At 62.4% G+C, this 18143-nt stretch carries 16 protein-coding genes and 1 tRNA gene; 8 read left to right on the forward strand and 9 right to left on the reverse strand.

All coding sequences use genetic code 11. The annotated features are described in order from the left end of the window. Positions 1-31: 31 nt before the first annotated feature. The 7 genes from J2W94_RS01800 to J2W94_RS01830 form a co-directional block, all read right to left on the reverse strand. A complete protein-coding gene (locus J2W94_RS01800; protein WP_310089920.1) occupies positions 32-1822 on the reverse strand; it encodes an acyl-CoA dehydrogenase C-terminal domain-containing protein in 1791 nt (596 codons plus the stop codon). A gap of 51 nt (positions 1823-1873) precedes the next feature. Further along, positions 1874-2350 (reverse strand): LEA type 2 family protein, encoded by a 477-nt coding sequence (locus J2W94_RS01805; RefSeq protein WP_310089921.1) that lies wholly within the window; start codon positions 2348-2350, stop codon positions 1874-1876. A 56-nt stretch (positions 2351-2406) separates the two neighbouring features. Next, a complete protein-coding gene (locus tag J2W94_RS01810) occupies positions 2407-2943 on the reverse strand; it encodes a lipocalin family protein (protein ID WP_310089922.1) in 537 nt (178 codons plus the stop codon). A 164-nt stretch (positions 2944-3107) separates the two neighbouring features. Further along, the gene (locus J2W94_RS01815; protein ID WP_310089923.1) at positions 3108-3320 is read right to left on the reverse strand and encodes a hypothetical protein; all 213 of its coding nucleotides are present in this window, start codon (positions 3318-3320) and stop codon (positions 3108-3110) included. Positions 3321-3552: 232 nt separating this feature from the next. After that, the gene (locus J2W94_RS01820; protein ID WP_310089924.1) at positions 3553-4773 is read right to left on the reverse strand and encodes a PepSY-associated TM helix domain-containing protein; all 1221 of its coding nucleotides are present in this window, start codon (positions 4771-4773) and stop codon (positions 3553-3555) included. A gap of 77 nt (positions 4774-4850) precedes the next feature. After that, complete coding sequence (locus J2W94_RS01825; RefSeq protein WP_310089925.1) at positions 4851-7067, reverse strand: TonB-dependent siderophore receptor; 2217 nt, start codon at positions 7065-7067, stop codon at positions 4851-4853. Between the two features lie 502 nt (positions 7068-7569). Continuing rightward, entirely contained in the window at positions 7570-8436 is an 867-nt protein-coding gene (locus tag J2W94_RS01830; protein WP_310089926.1) for a LysR family transcriptional regulator, read from the reverse strand. Between the two features lie 110 nt (positions 8437-8546). Between J2W94_RS01830 and J2W94_RS01835 the strand changes: the two genes are divergently transcribed. The 7 genes from J2W94_RS01835 (at position 8547) to J2W94_RS01865 (ending at position 16504) form a co-directional block, all read left to right on the forward strand. Continuing rightward, on the forward strand, positions 8547-9203 hold the full coding sequence (locus J2W94_RS01835) for a hydrolase (protein WP_310089927.1): 657 nt from the start codon (positions 8547-8549) through the stop codon (positions 9201-9203). A gap of 11 nt (positions 9204-9214) precedes the next feature. After that, positions 9215-10168, forward strand: a complete 954-nt coding sequence (locus tag J2W94_RS01840; RefSeq protein ID WP_310089928.1) for a zinc-binding dehydrogenase — start codon at positions 9215-9217, stop codon at positions 10166-10168. Between the two features lie 32 nt (positions 10169-10200). Continuing rightward, on the forward strand, positions 10201-10665 hold the full coding sequence (locus tag J2W94_RS01845; RefSeq protein WP_310089929.1) for an ester cyclase: 465 nt from the start codon (positions 10201-10203) through the stop codon (positions 10663-10665). A 279-nt stretch (positions 10666-10944) separates the two neighbouring features. After that, positions 10945-11562, forward strand: a complete 618-nt coding sequence (locus tag J2W94_RS01850; protein WP_310089930.1) for a TetR/AcrR family transcriptional regulator — start codon at positions 10945-10947, stop codon at positions 11560-11562. A gap of 72 nt (positions 11563-11634) precedes the next feature. Then, entirely contained in the window at positions 11635-12738 is a 1104-nt protein-coding gene (locus J2W94_RS01855; protein WP_310089931.1) for an efflux RND transporter periplasmic adaptor subunit, read from the forward strand. Continuing rightward, positions 12735-15833: an efflux RND transporter permease subunit gene (locus J2W94_RS01860; RefSeq protein WP_310089932.1), complete on the forward strand. Its 3099-nt coding sequence runs from the start codon at positions 12735-12737 to the stop codon at positions 15831-15833. Before J2W94_RS01855 ends, J2W94_RS01860 begins: the two co-directional genes overlap by 4 nt. 23 nt (positions 15834-15856) lie before the next feature. Then, the gene (locus J2W94_RS01865; RefSeq protein ID WP_310089933.1) at positions 15857-16504 is read left to right on the forward strand and encodes a helix-turn-helix domain-containing protein; all 648 of its coding nucleotides are present in this window, start codon (positions 15857-15859) and stop codon (positions 16502-16504) included. Between the two features lie 482 nt (positions 16505-16986). Here J2W94_RS01865 and J2W94_RS01870 read toward each other — a convergent pair. After that, positions 16987-17062, reverse strand: a tRNA-Phe gene (locus J2W94_RS01870). Positions 17063-17224: 162 nt separating this feature from the next. On the opposite strand from J2W94_RS01870, the gene J2W94_RS01875 reads away from it, so the two are divergent. Continuing rightward, complete coding sequence (locus J2W94_RS01875) at positions 17225-17674, forward strand: DUF6491 family protein (protein WP_310089934.1); 450 nt, start codon at positions 17225-17227, stop codon at positions 17672-17674. A gap of 198 nt (positions 17675-17872) precedes the next feature. Here the strand turns inward: J2W94_RS01875 and J2W94_RS01880 are convergent, their stop codons facing one another. Beyond that, complete coding sequence (locus J2W94_RS01880; RefSeq protein WP_310089935.1) at positions 17873-18142, reverse strand: oxidative damage protection protein; 270 nt, start codon at positions 18140-18142, stop codon at positions 17873-17875. Between the last annotated feature and the right edge of the window lies 1 nt (position 18143).

The following is an 18143-nucleotide window of genomic DNA, read 5'->3' on the forward strand; positions in this document are numbered from 1 at the left end:
TAGAGCCTCCTTGAAGGGGAGGCCTCAAACATCATGTCCCGAAGCGTTCGGCATCCATCGCCATCAGCGGTGCCGCGCCGGATTCGATGGCCGCGGCATGGGCCAGGGTGCGCGGCAGGATGCGAGCGAAGTAGAAGCGGGCGGTCTCGCGCTTGGATTGCTTGAACGCGTCGCTGTGCGCGGAAGCCTCCGCTGCGGCCACGCTGCGCGCCCACCAGTAGGCCAGTGCGACATAGCCGGAGTAGAACAGGTAATCGGTGCTGGCGGCGCCGATCTCTTCCGGATTTCCCGCCGCACGTTGCAGAACGCCTTGCGTCAGCGCAGCCCACTCCGTGGCTTTCTGGCGCAAGGGCAGGATGAACTCGCTCAACGACGCGTCGCCTTCGTGTTCCTTTGCGAATGCCTCGATCTGGGTGAGGAACAGTTTCAGGCCCGCGGCCTTGGTCGATGCGGTCTTGCGCCCCATCAGGTCCAGCGCCTGGATGCCGGTGGTGCCCTCGTAGAGCGTGGTGATGCGCGCATCGCGCGCCAGCTGTTCCATGCCGTGTTCACGGATGTAGCCGTGACCGCCGAAGCATTGCAGCGCGTTGTAGGTGTTCTCGATGGCCCATTCGGTCTGGCAGGCCTTGGAGATCGGGGTCAGGAAACTCACCAGCACGTCGGCCTGTTCGCGTTCCGCCGCATCTTCCGCATGGTGGGCGACGTCGATCAGGGTGCCCGCATGCAGGGCGAGCAGGCGGCTGCCTTCGACCAGCGATTTCACCGTCAGCAGCATGCGACGCACGTCGGGGTGCACGATGATCGGATCGGCGGGCTTGTCCGGGAATTTGGGGCCGCTCAGCGAACGGGTCTGCAGGCGGTCCAGCGAATAGCGCAGCGCATTCTGGTAAGCGCGCTCGGACAGGCCGACGCCCTGCAGGCCCACGCCCAGGCGTGCGGTGTTCATCATCGTAAACATGGCAAGCAGGCCCTTGTGCGGCTCGCCCACCAGGTAGCCTTCGGCGCCGTCGAAATTCATCACGCAGGTGACCGAGCCCTTGATGCCCATCTTGTGTTCGATCGAGCCGCAGCGCAGCGCGTTGCGTTCGCCCATGCTGCCGTCGCGTGCGACCTTGAACTTGGGCGTGACGAATAGGGAAATTCCTTTCGCGCCCGGCGGCGCATCCGGCAGTTTCGCCAGCACCAAGTGCACGATGTTCTCGGTCAGGTCGTGCTCGCCGGCGGTGATGAAGATCTTGGTGCCGCTGATGGCGTAGCTGCCGTCGGCATTGGGTTCGGCGCGGGTCTTCAGCAAGCCCAGGTCGGTGCCGCAATGCGGTTCGGTGAGGCACATCGTGCCGGTCCAGCGGCCGTCGACGATGGGCTTGAGGAAGGCTTCGCGTTGCCAGTCTTCGCCATGCTGCCTCAATGCCTCCACCGCACCGTGCGACAGCAGCGGAAAGTTGCCCCAGGCCAGGTTGGCGGCGTTGATCATTTCGTTGAGCGGTACTCCCATGGCGTGCGGCAGGCCTTGTCCCCCGTGTTCCGGCGCCGCGGTCAGGCCGGTCCAGCCGCCTTCGATGAATTGGGTATACGCCTGCTGGAAGCCGGGTGGAGTGGTGACATCGCCGGTGGCTTTGTCGAAGCCGCAACCGATCTCGTCGCCCACGCTGTTGAGCGGGGCCAGCACGGTTTCAGTGAAGCGCGCGGCTTCGTCGAGCACTGCATCCAGAACGTCGCGCGTGGCATCGACGTAACCGAGCTTCGCGAACAGGGCTTCCGCGCCCAGCACGTCGTAGAGGGCGAAACGGATATCGGTCAGCGGGGCTTTGTAGGTGCTCATATTCGGGAAAGAGATTCCATGGGAAAGAAGAAAAACGCGCCGCAGGTTCGCTCAGCGCAGTACGCCGTCCAAACCCGGGACGGGATTGAGCGTGTTGCGCGAATCGACGTCGAACGAGCGGGATTTTTTCTCGTCCGGCACCGCCTGCAACTTGCCTTTCAGCGTGTAGCCCAGGGAGTGCCTGCCGGCCAGCGCGTCGGCGATCACCATGCGCGCTTCGGCGGACGGCTTGAACGGCAGGGTGAGCACGTCCGCCGATTCCGGGCCGATGGAAATCGCGGGTGCGGCCCGTAGCGTCCCTGCGGCCTGGCCGCCGACCGTGATGGCAAGCTCGGCGCTGTCGAAGCGCATGGGGATGCTGCTGTAGTTCTGCAGGCGCAAGTCCAGCGACCAACTGCCGTCGGCATTGACGGTCAGCTGCTGGATGCTGGTCGCCGGTTCCGACACGCGTCGGACGGGTCCGCCGCTGCACGCGGCCAGGAACAGGGAAACCAACAGGAGCGAAACCCAGCGCGCGACACCCTTCATGCCCATTCCTCCGATCATGCGATGGGCAAGGATACTACGGCGTATGGGGTGAACCTCTACCGCAGCGGGGCGGCCACGATCAGCGGACCCAGGTCGTAGCCCATCGCGATGGCCCGCGCCTTGATCTGTTCGAACAGCGCCCGATCCATGGCCGGTTCGCGCGACAGGATCCAGAAATAGTCGCGGCCGGGTTCGCCTATCACGGCCCAGGTATAGCCCGGGTCCAGGTCGATCACCCAGTAGTCGGCCCAGAGGAAGGGCATCCACGAAAGCCAGTCGGGCGCGAAACGCACTTCCAGGCGGCCCGGATGCCCTTTCACCTGCCGCGCGACGCCCTCGGCGACGCTGCTTTCCCCGTCGGCGGTACGGCAGGCGTTGCGCACGCCGATCAGCTCGTCCTCGCGCAGCGTGTAAGCGGCGGTGATATCGCCCGCGCATTCGTCCTGGAACGACATCGGCAGATGGGCGATTTCGTACCACTGGCCCGCGTAACGGGAGATATCCATCTCCGGCACCGAGGTAACGGGGTTGGCCGCGTACGCGGCGGGCGCGATGCAGGCCAGGAGCAAAAGCAGGGCACTCGGACTACGCATACGCTGCCTCCGCATTGGGAAGTGCAGCTTATTTGCCCGGCGCAGGCGATGTGTAAAGTAGTTGTTGTACCGGAGCCGCGGCCTGGGAAATAGGCCAAGCGGCTGATTCGTATGAAATTCCTGCCAGGTTTCGCTTTCGCCCCGGACGCGCTTGTTTGGCCGGTTCAGCCGTAGGTGCTGATCCGCTCCGGCGGGCGCCCCTCGCGCTCCACTTCCACGCCGGTGGGTTTGTTGGAGAAGGTGTGCCGGGCCTCGGCGATGGTGTTGGCGACCGCCAACGCGGCAGACTTCTCAGGGAACCAGAAAACGGGCTTGCCGTCGTCCATCAGTTTCCAACCCTCGTACGAAGGGCGGAGCATCAACAGGGAGCGGTTCATGGGCCAAGTATCCGGTTCCAGCGAAGCTCAGGTGGCTTCCACTGCGAGTTGAACGCGGCACTCTATTCCTTGTGCATCACGGCGACTCCATCGCCAGAACAGAATGCCTGCGTCGCGAGCGCGGGGCAGTCGGGACAAGACGCGGCACGGTGTAGGAAATGTCTGACCGCAAGGGGCCGTTCGCGATGCGGAATCCGCATCGCCATAGCTCTGGATCGACCATGCAAGGCGCTTAGATATCGCTGGCCAACTGCGAGGGACGCGGTTTGCGCACTGCCGATGAGCGGACCCGCGCCGCGCGCTTTTTCGCCCAGATGAGCACGCCGGTCAGAGACAGCATCGCCACCAGAAGGCCCATCAGCGAGACCATCACCCGGCCCGGCACCCCGATGATCCGGCCCGAATGCAGCGGGAACTGCGCCTGCATGAAGATGTCGCCGGCGGAACCGGTGCCCGGCACCTCCGCGCCCGCCGGCTGCCCGCTGCCCGCATCGAAATAAAGCCAGGGATTGCCGAGCCCGCCGTCGCCGTGATCCTGCCCCGGCGCGAAGAAGCCGACGCCGTATACGCCGTACATGGGCGAATAGAACACCGCGCCGGCGGGCGCCTGCCAGCCACGCGTGCTGGCCGCGGCAATGGCCAGTTCGACGCTGCGTTCCCGGCTGATGGAAGGCTCCACCGGTTTTTCCAGCGGAGCGGGGGTGCGCGTGTCGAAAGGCGACGGCGTCAACGACGAAAACGTCGACACCAGCGGCCGCATCACCTGCTGCCCCAGGTTCATCGATACCGAGGTGATCGCCAGGGTCAGCAACAACAACCAGACCCACACGCCACCGGAGCGATGCAGGTCGAAGTTGAGTTTGTAGCCGCGCTCGCGCCAGCGGAAGGCGAACGACTTGCGCCAGGCACGACGGTTGGGGAACGAAAGCCACAGTGCGATGCCGCAATCGATCGCCCAGACGATGCCGACGATGCCCATGAACAACACGCCAAGCTCCATTCCCCAGCCATCGGGTATGTGCATGCTGTAGTGCAGTTTGTAGAGGAACGGCAGCAGGTTTTCGCGCGACAGGGAGACGGCTCCCCACATGCGCTTGCCCTGTATTTCGCCGGTCACCGGGTCGAGCGCGACCTGGTTGTAGTCGACGTCGTACAACTGGCCGCTGGTGGGATCCACACGCGGTTCGACCGACAGGCTCAGCGCATGTCCGGGCTCCACCGCCAAAGGAACGTAGGTCACGCGAATGCGCGGATCGGCCGCTTCCACCTTCGATGCCAGGGCCAGACCGGATTGCGGCTCGCCCACGCTTGCAGAATGGTAAAGCTCGGGGTTGAGCCACTCGTCCAATTCGTGATCCCAAGAGATCACCGCGCCGGTCAATCCCGATACGAACAGGAAGACGGCGATGAACAGGCCGAACCAGCGGTGCAGTAGGACGAAGGATTGGCGCATGTGTTTTCCTTACCTTTGCGGCGAAGCCGAGGCGCGGAATCCGCTTTCGCCGCTCCCGCCTTCGGCCGATCTGCGATTCACCAGCGATATCCAATGGTCGCGATCGCCTTGCGCTTGGTGCCGAACCAGCAGTCGCCGCGATCCAGGCAGGTGGCGATATAGGTCTTGTCGGTCGCGTTGGCGACGTTCAGCGCCAGCCGCCATGGGCCGGTTTCGTAGGACAGCATCAAGTCCAGCAGCGTGCTCGAAGGAGTGGTGGTCACGTCGATGCCGTCGCTGGTCTTGCCGACATAGCGCACGCCCGCACCGGCCTTCAGGCCGGCCACGCCATAACCGTCGAACTTGTGCAGCGCCCACACCGCGGCCGAATGCTTCGGAATTCCGCTCAACTGCTTGTCCAGGTAGGCGAGCGAGGCTGCATCTTCACCGACCGTCGTCTGGCGCGCGTCCATGTAGGTGTAGCTGGCGATCAGGTCCCAGGCGGTCAGATTGGCCGCGACTTCCAGTTCAAGTCCTTTCACGGTGACTTCACCGCGCTGGATGGATTCATTGATGTCTGCGGGATCGGTGCTGAGCCGGTTTTTTTCCTTCAACTGGTAGATCGCGGCGGCGGCGGTGATGCGGCCATCGTCCGGCGACCACTTCACGCCGGCCTCGGCCTGCTTGCCGCGTTTGGGCTTGAACGCATTGCCGGAGGAATCCGTGCCGGCCACCGGTTCGAACGATTCGGAATAGCTCAGGTAAGGCGACCAGCCGCCGTCGGCAAGATAGACCAGGCCCAAGTTCTTGCTGGTCGCCGAGTCTTCGGCATGCGAAGGGGTTTGCGCGCCTTCGTAAGTGACCAGGGTGTCCGTCCTGGCGCGGTCGTGGCGCAATCCGGCCACGAGGACCCAGCGGTCGTCGAACTTGATCTGATCCTGGACCAGCAGGCCGACGTTGCGCACTCGCGTATAGGTGTCCGTGGCAGGCGTGTCCAGATACGCGGGTAGCGGGAAAGTGCCGTAGACCGGGTTGTACACATCCAGAGGAGTGGCCAAACCATCGCCCCAGGAAACCTGGCGCATGCGCGAGTTCATCGCATCCACGCCGACCAGCAGCGTGTGCCGGGTGCGGCCGAGCGTCAGATCGCCTTCGAACAGCAGATCTGCATTGTTGATACGCGCAGTGTCGTCGGTGAAGTACCAAAAGCGGTTGAGATAAGTACCGTCCGGATCCGCTGCTCCGGTGGCGTCGACGAAACCTTCCCACCAGGCAGCGTACATGGTGCGCATCTTGCCGTCGATGTCGTCGTGGCGCAGGTGGTGGCGCAGGGTCCAGTTGTCGCTGAGCTTCTGTTCGAATTCGTATCCGATGCGCTTGCGCGTGCCGCCGTAGTAATCCCAGTCGGGTTCGCTGATGAAAGTATCGTAGGGGATCTTGCCGTTGGGTGCCGACCTGAGCGTGCCGACAATGGGGAAGAAACCGTTGGTGTTGCCGGTCTCGTCCTTCTGGTACTCGGCATAGGCCGTGAGGGTGGTGCCGTCGGCAGGCTTCCAAGTCAGCGATGGCGCGATGAAAGTGCGTTTGTCGTCCGCATGATCGACCTGGGTGCCGCTGTCCTTGCCCAGCGCGACCAATCGATAGAGCAGCGTGCCATCAGTATTCAAGGGGCCGGTGAGATCGACGGCGACCTGTTTGTGGCTGTCGTTGCCGACTTGCACGCTGATTTCGCGCTGCGCCGTTTGCTGCGGTCGCTTGGACACCAGATTGACCACGCCGCCCGGACCGTTCTGTCCCGCGATCACCGATGCCGGACCGCGTAGCACTTCGATGCGCTCGAAAGCATAGGGTTCGTTGCGGACGACGCCGTACCAGCCGGTGAGCGGCACGCGCAGACCGTCCAGCAATACCGAGCCCTCGCTGCCGCCGCGCAGCGTGAACCAGTCGCCGCGGTTGTCCAGTCCGTACATTTCCGAGCGCACGCCGGCGGTGTAGCGCAGCACTTCCTGCATGGTCTGCGCGTTCTGGTCGCGGATCTGCTCCTTGCTGATGACCGTGATCGATTGCGGGGTTTCGTTGAGCGGCGCGTCGGTCTTCATCACGCCGCTGCGCTCGGTCACGTAACCCTCGACTTCGCCTTTCACTTCCACCGCTTGCAGCGTGGTGGCGCCGGTTTGCGGGGCTGCGTCTTCGGCAAAGACGGCCGTCGGTGCCCACAGCCCGACGATCAGGCATTGCGAAAGCAAGGTGCGGCGAAGAACGGTTGGTACGAAGGAGCTATGGCGGCTGACGACTGGATTGGGGGCGGGCGACATGGGGGCGAGGCTGTCCTTGGAGAATTTTCGAATCACTAATGATAATCATTATCATTAAGAGAGTGTGAGATTTCAACCCCTTCGATGAAAAACCGGCTTCAGCGCTGGCCCGTATTCGGCCGCTGGTTACTGATCGGCACGAATGCATGAGGCCACGCTGCGTATCGCTGCTTCGTTGAGACTGAGGCGAATGCAGGATTGAACGACCGCTTATGGTCGTCCTCAATTTCTTGGCTCTGGACTACGGTCCGGAGTGCAGACTTCTTATCGATGTTGCCGGTGTCAGGAGAGTAGATCGTGAAAACTCAGCCCGATGATTGCGGCACTGTCGATGAATCTGAGCTCGGTATCCGTCGTCGCCAATGCATTGCGCCTGGGCAAAATTCCGTCTTAATCGCAAGATGGCGCCGCGCCTCCATTGGACGAAGGAAGCCCTGTCGCTGGGCTCATCTGTGTTCAATCCGCGACCCTTAGCGGTCATTCGATCCTGTTCACCCCAACATCAACCGAAGTGCTCAATCAGCAATTCGGTCAGCACCAGGATCTTTCGCGGCGGGTGCTGTCCGGGAGGCCGAACGACGTAGATGCCGGCTTCTGGGACCGGATAACGCGTCATTACGGCGACCAGGGCGCCTGAAGCCAGATGGTCCGCGACAAGAAAATCCGGAAGCGACGCGATGCCCAGTCCCGCTACGGCGGCCGCCACAAGAGCGCTGCCGTTGTCCGCCTTGAACCGACCCTGCGGATGGACGCCGATCGCCCTATCGCCATCGGTCAACCGCCAGGTTTCCGTGCCCTGCATCAGCGCCTGGTGCGTGAGCAATTCGTCTGGCGTCTCGGGTGCCCCATGCTCGCGGATGTATTCCGGACTCGCGACGAGCAGTCCGTGGAAGGGAACGACGCGGCGCGCTATCAGGTTCGAATCGGTAAGGTGACCGACGCGTACCGCGCAGTCGAATCCCTCTCCGACGATGTCGACGAAACGATCGCTGTAGTACGCGTGGACATGCAGGAGCGGATGCCGCCGCGCCAGCTCGGCGAACACGGGTGCCAGATGCGTGGGTCCGAACGACAGGGGCGCGGCAATCCGCAGGAGGCCGCGCAGCTCGCCGGAGGGCAGAATCGCTTCCCGCGCTGCCTCCATCTCGGCGCAGACGCGCGCGGCGTGCTCGCGGAAGGTGACGCCTGCCTCGGTGAGCGCCGCACCGCGGGTGGTCCTCGCCAGCAATTGGATCCCGAGTTCCGCTTCCAACCGGAACAAGCGCCGACTGACGATGGATTTCGAGACGCCGAGCCGGCGAGCGGCCGGCGATACGCCGCCCGCATCGGCTACTTCGACAAAGGTCTGCAGATCTTCTAGGTCCAACATTGGCGTTCCACTTTCTGCGACACAGATGACCGCAATGTGGGGCTACCTTACTGCAATCAGGAACGGCAAGTTATCCAGGAGACGCCATCCAACCTCACTGGAGTGCCACCATGAAGTCGAACTACGCCGGTCTAGATGCCTTACTCTCCCCGGAAAACTGCGTGCTCGTGCTGATAGACCATCAGCCCTTCCAGTTCGCCAACCTGCACAGCCACGAACCCACCATGGTGGTGAACAACGTCGTCGGGTTGGCCAAGGCCGCCAAGGTGTTCTCGGTCCCGACCATCCTGACCACGGTGCTGGAAGAGCGCGGCGGTTTGTTGATCAAGGCACTGCAGGATGTGTTTCCGGAGCAGAAGCCGATCAACCGTACTTTCATCAACACCTGGGAGGACCAGCGTGTGGTCGATGCGGTCAAGGCGACGGGACGCAAGAAGGTGGTGATGGCCGCGCTGTGGACCGAGATTTGCCTTGCCATGCCGGTGATACAGGCGCTGGGCGAAGGCTGGGAGGTCTATATCGTCACCGATGCTTCGGGCGGCGTGTCAGCCGAAGCCCACGACATGGGCGTACGACGCATGGTGCAGGCCGGCGCAATACCGATGACTTGGATGGCGGTCGCGGCGGAACTCCAGCGCGATTGGGCGCGCGAGGAGAGCGCGGCTGCTCTTGCAACAGAGGCGCTGGCCCAGCACGGCGGAGGCACCGGCGTGGCACTCGCATGGGAGCTGCAGCTTCTGGCGAGCCGCGCAGGTGCAGGCGCCTAAGCGGAGTTCTTATGAGCACGACGATCCGCTTTCACCAATACGGTTCGCCCGACGTGTTGGCGCCCGAAGAGGAACAGGTCGGCATGCCGGGCCCGGCGCAGGTTCGCCTGCGGCACGAGGCGATCGGCGTGAACTTCATCGACACCGCATTCCGACAAGGCGTCTTTCCGATGGCGCTCCCCGGGGTCACCGGCGTCGAGGGCGCCGGCATCGTGGAGGCGGTCGGGTCCGACGTACAGGGAATCCAAGCAGGCGATCGCATGGCGTACTTCCTCGCACCAGGAAGCTACGCCGAAGTGCGTTTGATCGATGCCAGCGACCTGATCCGGTCGCCGGAGGATCTGTCGTCGGCGGAGATCGCCACGGTACTGACCAAGGGATTGACCGCCTGGGCGGCACTGAACGGATTCTATCCTCTTAAGGCCGGCGAGACGGTGCTGGTGCAAGGCGCTTCCAGCAACGTTGGATGGCTGGTTTCCCGCTGGGCCAAGGCTCGCGGTGCGCGGGTCATCGGAACCGCCGGCTCGGCAACCAAACAAGCGGCCATCGCCGGATCGGTCGACCATGTGCTTCCGTCCGGCAGTGATGATCTCGCCGCGCGGATTCGTGCGATCGCGCCCAACGGTGTCGATGTCGTATACGAGTTCGTCGGCAAAGCCACTTTCGCAGCCTCGGCAGCGGCGGTTCGCGATGGCGGAACAATCGTGACGATCGGCGCCGCGTCCGGCTCGCCTGCTATCGATCAGGCGGATTTGGACAGTCGCAACGTTCGCGTAGTGGGCGGCCCCATGGCGCAATACGTGCAGGGCCGGGTGGCCCAGGCGAGCGACGAGGTTTTCGATGCCTATCGCAAAGGCATCTTTGGCGACTTCAAAGCCACCGTTTATCCCTTGGTAGAGGCCGCCGCAGCTCATGAAGACATCGCAGCGCGACGCAAGTCCGGCCCGATGATCTTGGTTCCTTAGCCGACACGACACTGTCCCTTCTGGAGGTGGCCATGAAACGCTTCGTACTCGCCATGACCGGTTTGATGGCGGCTTTCCCATCTGCGGCATCCGAACCTCGCGACTACAAACGGGAAGCTGCCATCTGGTACGAAGCCTTCAGCAAGCATGATCCGCAGCTGCTGGGCAGCGTACTGGCCGAAGAATGGTACGAAACGCCTTCTTCGGAGCGTCGCGGGCGCGAAGCCGGCATCAAACTCATCACCACGTTGACCACGGTGTTCCCCGATTTCAATGCCGAGATCAAGGACATGATCCAGGAAGGAAACAAAGTCGTTGTCCGTTCCGAACTCTCGGGCACGCAAGCAGTACTCTTCATGGGTTTTCAGTCCAAGGGCCGGAAGATCTCGATCCAAGCGATCGACATCCACGAGTTCAAGGACGGAAAAATCGTCCGTACGTGGCACTCGGAGGATTGGATGACCGGTTTGCATCAGATGGGTGCGTTCGAGAAGTAGCGCGAGCAGTGTCCGCTTCTGGCCGGAAGCTGACATCCGCAAAGCCCATTCGGCGCCTTCGGCCCACGTTGCGACATGATCGCTGCATCCGGATACGTCGCCTGTTTTGCCCGGAAACCTAGCCCTGGCCTCTAGCCGTAACAAGAAGTGGGCTTTCCGTGTAGTGCGCCGCCTAGCGCTCGTCCCTTACTAGACCCGGCAGACCATTCTTCCAGAGGTGACCAATGTCATAAGGAGTCACACGTTGATGGTTCAGGGGGGCGGGGGTAAGCTGCCCCAATGAATACACAAGTTGCCCAAATTACAGCCGGACGTGGCCCGGCAGCTCACGAAATCCGCGATCAGATCGTGGCCGCGGCTACGGAGCATTTCAGCCACTACGGATACGAAAAGACCACCGTCTCCGACTTGGCCAAAGCTATCGGCTTCTCAAAAGCCTACGTTTACAAGTTCTTCGAATCCAAGCAAGCCATTGGCGAGATGATCTGCGGCAACTGCTTGGCGAAGATCGAAGGCGAGATCCAGCAAGCCGTCGAAGGCGTGGACCAGCCTGCGGAGAAGTTGCGGCGAATGTTCAAAGCCTCAGTAGAGGCCAGCCAGCGGCTGTTCTTTCAGGATCGCAAGCTCTACGAGATCGCGGAATCGGCTGCCGCCGAGCGCTGGCAACCGGTGCTGGCCTACGAGAATCGGCTACGTTCCTCGCTCCAGGAAATTCTCCAACAGGGCCGAGATTGCGGTGATTTCGAGCGTAAGACCCCATTGGATGAGGCCACCAACGCCGTTTATCTGGTCCTGCGCCCCTATCTGAATCCCCTGATGCTGCAATACAGCCTTGAATACATAGAGCAGGCGCCGGCCCTGCTCTCCAGTTTGGTGCTGCGGAGTCTTTCACCATAACTCGCAGTGACTATTGACTGTTTTGGTCACTAGTACTAGAGTGCCCGTCCAGGCTAGACCGACGGGACTCCTATGCTTCAGATTGTTAAGAAATCATTAGTAATCGCCCTCATTGGCGGTCTGGCTGGTTGCGGCGCTGAGCCACAAGCCGATCCCCGGACGCAAGCGCCTCTGGTGCGCACCGCGGCAGTGGTGGGGAACCACTCCAGCTCGCGTGCGTTCACGGGCACGGTGGCTGCTCGGGTCCAGAGCGATCTTGGCTTCCGGGTTGCGGGCAAGGTGGCGCAGCGGCTGGTGGATGCCGGGCAGACCGTTCGGCGCGGTCAGCTCCTGATGCGCATCGATCCTGCGGATCTGCAGCTTTCGGCTCAAGCGCAACAGCAAGCAGTGGCAGCCGCGCGCGCGCTGGCCCAGCAGGCGGTCGCAGATGAAGCGCGATACCGCGCCTTGCTCGGTACCGGCGCAATCTCGGCCTCTTCGTATGACCAGAGCAAAGCAGCGGCTGACGCGGCTCGAGCGCAACTGAGCGCTGCGCAAGCGCAGGCCCAAGTCGCGAACAACGCCAATCGTTATGCGGAGCTCGTCGCCGACGTGGACGGCGTGGTGATGGAAACGCTGGCCGAGCCGGGCCAGGTGGTGAGCGCCGGCCAGCCCGTCGTGCGCCTGGCCCGCACCGGAGAGCGCGAGGCCATCGTGTACCTGCCCGAGACGCTGCGACCGATGGTGGGATCGTTAGCCCAGGCGAAGCTATACGGCGATAGCCAGACTACGGTGTCGGCCAAATTGCGGCAGCTATCCGACGCAGCCGATCCCGTGACGCGTACCTACGAGGCCAGGTATGTACTTGACGGCGCGCTTGCCGAAGCACCGCTGGGCGCCACCGTCACGGTCGAGATTCCGGATGGCATCCAATCCACCACCGCGCTGCAAGTCCCGATCGGCGCCTTGTTCGATCCTGGAAAAGGGCCGGGCGTTTGGACTCTCGAGGGTAAACCCGCAAAAGCCGTGTGGCGCTCGGTTCGGGTGCTGGGGCTTTCGGACGACGTGGCGCAGGTGAAGGGCAATCTAAAAGCCGGCAATCGGGTGGTATCGCTCGGCGCGCACCTTCTTCGGGAAGGGCAGATTGTCACGCCGATCGGTGAGGGCGATGCGCAGCCCTCCGGAGCTCGGCCATGAGCGAAGGGCGCTTCAATCTTTCGTCGCTCGCAGTGCGTGAGCGCTCGATCACGCTGTTCCTGCTTTTCTTGATCTCCGCTGCAGGCATTTTTGCCTTCTTCCAGCTTGGCCGGGCGGAAGACCCGCCGTTTACGATCAAGCAGATGACCGTGGTTACGGCGTGGCCGGGAGCGACGGCGCAGGAGATGCAGGACCTGGTCGCCGAACCATTGGAAAAGCGACTGCAGGAGCTGAAATGGTACGACCGCTCCGAAACCTACACGCGCCCGGGCTTGGCCTTCACCATGGTGTCCTTGCTGGACACCACGCCGCCTGCAGAGGTCCAGGAGGAGTTCTATCAGGTCCGCAAGAAGATGGGGGACGAAGCCAAGAGGCTGCCCGCAGGCGTCATCGGGCCGATCGTCAACGACGAATACGCGGACGTGACGTTTGCGCTCTTTGCCCTCAAAGCAAAGGGGGAGCCGCAACGACTGCTGGTGCGTGATGCGGAAAGGTTGCGCCAGCAACTGCTGCATGTGCCCGGGGTGAAGAAGGTCAACATCATCGGGGAGCAGCCCGAGCGCATCTACGTCTCATTCTCCCACGACCGGCTGGCCACCCTGGGCGTCAGCCCGCAGGACATCTTTGCCGCGCTCAACAGCCAAAACGTACTGACTCCCGCTGGCTCGATCGAGACCAAGGGGCCGCAGGTCTTCCTTCGCGTGGAAGGGGCATTCGACAGCCTGGAGAAGATTCGACAGACGCCGATCGTCGCGCAAGGGCGGACGCTGAAGCTATCGGATGTGGCCACCGTCGAACGCGGCTATGAAGATCCGGCCAGCTTCCTGGTCCGCAACAACGGCCAGCCTGCATTGCTGCTGGGGGTCGTCATGCGCGAAGACTGGAATGGACTCGACCTGGGCAAGGCGCTGGAAGCAGAAGTCACCAAGATCACCGCGCAGCTGCCTTTAGGCATAACGCTCACCAAAGTCACCGATCAAGCTGTCAACATCAGCTCGGCGGTAAACGAGTTCATGGTCAAGTTCTTCGTCGCGCTGCTTGTAGTGATGGTGGTGTGCTTTGTCAGCATGGGGTGGCGGGTCGGCATCGTGGTCGCGGCCGCCGTGCCACTGACCTTGGCGGCCGTGTTCGTCATCATGGCAGCCAGCGGCAAGAACTTCGACCGCATCACGCTCGGCTCGCTCATCCTGGCTCTGGGCCTGCTGGTAGATGACGCCATCATTGCCATCGAGATGATGGTGGTGAAGATGGAAGAGGGGTACAGCCGTGTGGCCGCGTCGGCCTACGCCTGGAGCCACACGGCCGCGCCTATGCTTTCCGGAACGCTGGTCACGGCAATCGGCTTCATGCCCAATGGCTTCGCCCGCTCTACCGCTGGCGAGTACACCGGCAACATGTTCTGGATCGTCGGCATCGCCCTGATCGTCTCCTGGATCGTGGCCGTGGTATTCACCCCTTATCTGGGAGTGAAGCTGTTGCCGGACATCAAGAAGGTGGAAGGTGGGCACCAAGCCATTTACAACACGCGCAACTACAACCGGTTCCGGGAGTTGCTTGGGCGCGTGATCGCACGCAAATGGCTGGTTGCCGGTGCGGTAGTCGGTATGTTCGCCCTGGCTATCGTCGGCATGGGGCTGGTCAAGAAGCAGTTCTTCCCGACGTCCGACCGACCGGAGGTGTTGGTCGAAGTGCAGATGCCATATGGCACCTCTATCGAACAAACGAGCGCTGCGACTGCGAAGGTCGAGGCCTGGCTTGCGAAGCAGAAGGAAGCCCGCATTGTCACTGCTTACATCGGCCAGGGCGCCCCGCGCTTCTTCCTGGCGATGGCGCCCGAACTGCCCGATTCGTCGTTCGCCAAGATCGTGGCCCTCGCTGGAGACGACAAGGAGCGGGAAGCCCTCAAGTTCAGGCTGCGCCGCGCCATAGCCGACGGACTGGCACCAGAGGCACGGGTGCGCGTTACCCAAATCGTATTTGGACCGCCTTCGCCGTTTCCGGTGGCCTACCGCGTCATGGGGCCGGATCCGGACAAGCTGCGTACGATTGCGGCTGAAGTCGGCAGCGTCATGAACGCCAGCCCGATGATGCGCACCGTCAATACGGATTGGGGCGCGCGCGTGCCCACTCTGCACTTCACGCTCGAACAGGACCGCCTCAATGCCGTGGGGCTGACCTCCAGTTCGGTGGCCCTGCAGTTGCAGTTCCTGCTGAGCGGGGCGCCGCTGACAGAGGTACGCGAGGACATCCGCTCGGTACAAGTGGTCGGCCGCGCGGCGGGCGATACGCGTCTCGACCCGGCAAAGATCGCGGACTTTACGCTGGTGGGATCTGCTGGGCAGCGCATTCCGCTTTCACAAGTGGGCGCGGTGGAGGTGCGCATGGAAGATCCGATCTTGCGCCGCCGCGATCGCACGCCCACCATCACCGTGCGTGGTGACATTGCGGAAGGTTTGCAGCCCCCGGATGTCTCCACTGCCGTCATGAAGCAGTTGCAGCCGATCATCGAGCGGCTGCCTGCGGGCTACCGCATCGAGCAGGCCGGCTCGATCGAGGAGTCGGGCAAAGCCACCACGGCGATGTTGCCCCTGTTCCCGATCATGATCGCGCTCACGCTGCTCATCATCATTCTGCAAGTGCGTTCTATCGCGGCGATGATCATGGTTTTCGCCACCAGCCCTCTTGGGCTGATCGGCGTCGTGCCGACGTTGCTCGTCTTCCAGCAACCGTTTGGTATCAATGCACTGGTGGGACTGATTGCATTGTCCGGAATCCTGATGCGCAACACCTTGATCCTGATCGGGCAGATCCATCACAACGAACAGGAAGGACTAAGTCCCTTCGACGCCGTCGTCGAGGCCACCGTGCAGCGTGCGCGACCGGTGATTCTGACCGCGTTGGCCGCGATCCTGGCGTTCATCCCGCTGTCCCATTCGGTGTTCTGGGGAACGCTCGCTTACACGCTGATCGGGGGAACGCTCGCGGGAACGATCCTGACATTGGTCTTCCTGCCGGCCATGTACTCGATCTGGTTCAAGATCAAGCCCGCCAAACCGACCGGCGACGTTGATCAGAACTTCGTTGCTGCACACTAATGCGCGGAAAAGGCGGAGCCGGCATGAGCGCATCCTCAAGGCGGTGGGAACGCGCGCGCGCTCATACGCGCGCGTGCATTCTGGAGGCCGCGGCCCAGGCGTTCGAAGAGTCTGGGTATGCCGACACGTGCATGCACCGGATCGCGGAGATAGCAGGATTCACCAAAGCCACGGTTTACGCCCACTATCGGGATAAGGCCCGCCTGTTCGCAGCGGTGATGGAGATGCATGCCTCGAACTTCCCGATACCGGTCCTTCCGACCTCGCCACTGCAAAACCTGAAAGATGAGCTGGCGTATGTTGCGCGCGAGATTCAGAGGCTCGCCGACGTACGTGCGTGTCGAAGCTTCTGCACCACGCTTCAGCGGTCGGGTAGCGGGGCGGAGTTCTACATCGAGCTATGGAACGCCTACTTCGCACCGCATAGGCAGTACGTTGTCGCTGCCCTGACCCGAGAGAGCGTGGAGCTGGCCGAACATCATGCCGACCTCTATCTGCAACTGATGATGCAAGCAAACTCCTTGCATGCCGCACGGGCGCCTGAACCCAACAAGGAAGCAACTCTGATGCTCTTTCATCAGGCGTTCTCCAGAACGACACGATCTGCCGCGAATCGTTCCCTGCTCGACACGGGCTCGAGGTACGGCCCAGGCAGTCCGACGAAGCAATAGAGCTTTACCGATATAGCTCAGGAGAGTATCCAAATACCTTCGGCGTAGATCTATCGCTATGCTCGATGGCATTCAGAGGATGCCGGGTTCGTTGACCTCAACAACGATGGTCCCGATCCGGGCGATGGCGCCATAGTTCGGGATCCGGCGATCACTGGTGTGGACTGCAGTGCCGGCACGCTGACCTGCAGCGGAGCTGCCGGTGGTGCAGCTTGTCCGGCATCGCCGACGGTATCGGATTTGCAGAACTCCGGTTTGACGATTCCTGTGCTGCCGGCCGGTGGTTCGTTGCAGTTGACCTTGGCCTGCACCGTGACTGCCAGTGGCCAGCCCTAATTCACGTTGATCGCGCCGCGCATCGGCGCGGTTTAGCGAAATTCAACGGGTGACGCCCGGTCGGGCACGGGCGTCGGCGTCAACAACAAAAAAGGGCTTCCGACACTGGAAACCCTTTTATTTCAATACATTGGATGCCACCAAAATGGTGGCCGGGGAGGGAATCGAACCCCCGACACAGGGATTTTCAATCCCTTGCTCTACCGACTGAGCTACCCGGCCACTGCACCTGCGGCCAAGCCGAAGTGAGGGGCGGCATGATACGCGGGGCGGGGGCTGCGCGGCAAGCCGCCTGCGCGCTGAACATGCGGTGGCAGGGTGGGTTTTGCTTCAACTTCAAGCGCGCATCATTGGCGCGAATCCCTCCACAAGCCGGAGCAAAGCATGAAACGCACGCTCTTATTGCTGGCCCTGTCGCTATCGCTCGGGGCCTGCAGCACGACCCGCATGACCAACGCCGAAACCTTGACCCTGTACAAATCCCATGCCGGCGCACCGGTCAAGGACTTCCAATATTTCGGCCATATCAGCGGTTGGAGCCCATTGGGCGACAGCGCGCTGACGGTCTGGACCAGACCGAATCAGGCCTATCTGTTGGAACTCTACGGCCCTTGTACCGACCTGGACTTCGCCCCCGCGATCAGCATGAGCAACATGGCGGGCAGGGTTTCGGCGCGCTTCGACAACGTATACGTGCACGGTGGCGGCGCCAGCAGCATCCGCCTTCCCTGCCGGATCGAGACCATCCGTCCGCTGAATGTGAAAGCGCTCAAGCAGGCGCAGAAGGAATTGCGCGAAGCGCAAATGGTGGAACGGGAAGCCGCGAGCGGTTGATTAAGTCCCTCTCCCATTGGCGCCCGCAGGGTGTGCAAGGCTGAGAGGGGTTGGGGTGAGGGTGCGGCGAAGTCCATGTTGTTTTGCGGGCTCATGGACTTCGCCGCACCCTCATCCGCCCCCGTATCTAGTACGGGGCAGGCTCTTCGGGCACCTTCTCAGCCTTGCACACCCTGCGGGCGCCAAGGGGAGAAGGGTTCATTCCTCAGGTACGTAGCCCGCCGGCTTTTCCGCATCACCTGAGAACAGGAATTTCTCCAACTCCGCTTCTAGGAATGCGCGGTGCTTGGGATCGCGCGGCGACAGGCGGTTCTCGTTGATCAGCATGGTCTGGTGCGCCAGCCACGCCGCCCAGGCGGACCTGCCGATATGCGCATAGATGCGTTGTCCCAGTTCGCCGGGGTAGGGAACGAAATCCAGGCCTTCGGCCTCGCGTTTTTCGTATTCGCAGAAAATGGTTCTTGGCATG

The organism is Pseudoxanthomonas sacheonensis (assembly GCF_031455975.1).
GTDB lineage: Bacteria > Pseudomonadota > Gammaproteobacteria > Xanthomonadales > Xanthomonadaceae > Pseudoxanthomonas_A > Pseudoxanthomonas_A sacheonensis_A.